This window comes from Exiguobacterium sp. PFWT01 (genome assembly GCF_018255795.1).
In the GTDB taxonomy this organism is placed as follows: domain Bacteria; phylum Bacillota; class Bacilli; order Exiguobacteriales; family Exiguobacteriaceae; genus Exiguobacterium.
In genome coordinates, this window is sequence record NZ_CP073755.1 from 35,001 (window position 1) to 37,500 (window position 2,500).

The 2,500-nt window shown below is 55.8% G+C and carries 1 rRNA gene (running past both ends of the window); it reads left to right on the plus strand.

The features are described 5' to 3' along the window. Positions 1-2,500, plus strand: a 23S ribosomal RNA gene (locus KD909_RS00155) (it extends past both window edges: 259 nt to the left, 155 nt to the right).

Consider the following 2,500-nt stretch of genomic DNA (forward strand, 5'->3'; position numbering starts at 1 on the left):
ACGGGAACAGCCCAAACCAGGAAGCATGCTTCCTGGGGTTGTAGGACACTCTACACGGAGTTACAAAGGGATAGGGTAGGCGAACGACCTGGAAAGGTCGGCCAGAGAAGGTGACGGCCCTGTAGCCGAAACCCCATCCCCTCCAGAGTGGATCCTGAGTACGGCGGGACACGTGAAACCCCGTCGGAATCCGGGAGGACCATCTCCCAAGGCTAAATACTTCCTAGTGACCGATAGTGAACCAGTACCGTGAGGGAAAGGTGAAAAGCACCCCGGAAGGGGAGTGAAAGAGATCCTGAAACCGTATGCCTACAAGTAGTCAGAGCCCGTTCACGGGTGATGGCGTGCCTTTTGTAGAATGAACCGGCGAGTTACGATGGCGGGCGAGGTTAAGCCGATGAGGCGGAGCCGCAGCGAAAGCGAGTCTGAACAGGGCGCATCAGTCCGTCGTCGTAGACCCGAAACCAGGTGATCTACCCATGTCCAGGATGAAGGTCAGGTAACACTGACTGGAGGTCCGAACCCACGCACGTTGAAAAGTGCGGGGATGAGGTGTGGGTAGCGGTGAAATGCCAATCGAACCTGGAGATAGCTGGTTCTCTCCGAAATAGCTTTAGGGCTAGCCTCGAGGTGAAGAGTTCTGGAGGTAGAGCACTGATTGGACTAGGGGCCCCCACAGGGTTACCGAATTCAGTCAAACTCCGAATGCCAGCAACTTGTACTCGGGAGTCAGACTGCGAGTGATAAGATCCGTAGTCGAGAGGGAAACAGCCCAGACCATCAGCTAAGGTCCCCAAGTGTATGTTAAGTGGAAAAGGATGTGGCGCTGCACAGACAACTAGGATGTTGGCTTAGAAGCAGCCACCATTCAAAGAGTGCGTAATAGCTCACTAGTCGAGTGGCGCCGCGCCGAAAATGTAACGGGGCTAAACATACCACCGAAGCTATGGATCCCGTAAGGGATGGTAGGAGAGCGTTCCAAGCAGCAGTGAAGCGGTATCGTGAGGAGCCGTGGAGCGCTTGGAAGTGAGAATGCCGGTGTGAGTAGCGAAAAGAGGGGTGAGAATCCCCTCCGTCGAAAGCCTAAGGTTTCCTGAGGAAGGCTCGTCCGCTCAGGGTTAGTCTGGACCTAAGCCGAGGCCGAAAGGCGTAGGCGATGGACAACAGGTCGATATTCCTGTACCGCCGTACCACCGTTTGAACGATGGGGGGACGCAGAAGGATAAGGTGACCGTGCGACTGGAAGTGCACGGACAAGCAGCGAGGCCGTCGGGTTGGCAAATCCGCCCGGCATACAAGGTTGAGCTGTGACGTGGAGCCCGTAGGGCGAAGCACCGGATTTCACGCTGCCAAGAAAAGCCTCTAGTGAGGAGGTCGGCGCCAGTACCGCAAACCGACACAGGTAGGCGAGATGAGAATTCTAAGACGCGCGGGATAACTCTCGTTAAGGAACTCGGCAAAATGGTCCCGTAACTCCGGGAGAAGGGACGCTTATGGAAACATAAGCCGCAGTGAATAGGCCCAAACGACTGTTTAGCAAAAACACAGGTCTCTGCTAAATCGCAAGATGAAGTATAGGGGCTGACGCCTGCCCGGTGCTGGAAGGTTAAGGGGATGTGTCATCGCAAGAGAAGCACTGAACCGAAGCCCCAGTAAACGGCGGCCGTAACTATAACGGTCCTAAGGTAGCGAAATTCCTTGTCGGGTAAGTTCCGACCCGCACGAAAGGCGTAACGATTTGGGCACTGTCTCAACGAGAGACCCGGTGAAATCATAGTACCTGTGAAGATGCAGGTTACCCGCGACAGGACGGAAAGACCCCATGGAGCTTTACTACAGCCTGATATTGAGGCTTTGTACGCGATGTACAGGATAGGTGGGAGTTTGTGAAGCCGGAGCGCCAGCTTCGGTGGAGACACCCTTGGGATACCACCCTTTGCGTATAGAGTCTCTAACTCGCAGCCGTGATCCGGCTGGAGGACCGTGTCAGGCGGGTAGTTTGACTGGGGCGGTCGCCTCCTAAACAGTAACGGAGGCGCCCAAAGGTTCCCTCAGAATGGTTGGAAATCATTCGAAGAGTGCAAAGGCAGAAGGGAGCTTGACTGCGAGACCTACAAGTCGAGCAGGGACGAAAGTCGGGCTTAGTGATCCGGTGGTTCCGCATGGAAGGGCCATCGCTCAACGGATAAAAGCTACCCTGGGGATAACAGGCTGATCTCCCCCAAGAGTCCACATCGACGGGGAGGTTTGGCACCTCGATGTCGGCTCATCGCATCCTGGGGCTGGAGTAGGTCCCAAGGGTTGGGCTGTTCGCCCATTAAAGCGGTACGCGAGCTGGGTTCAGAACGTCGTGAGACAGTTCGGTCCCTATCCGTCGTGGGCGCAGGAAATTTGAGGAGAGCTGTCCTTAGTACGAGAGGACCGGGATGGACGCACCGCTGGTGTACCAGTTGTTCCGCCAGGAGCACCGCTGGGTAGCTACGTGCGGACGGGATAAGTG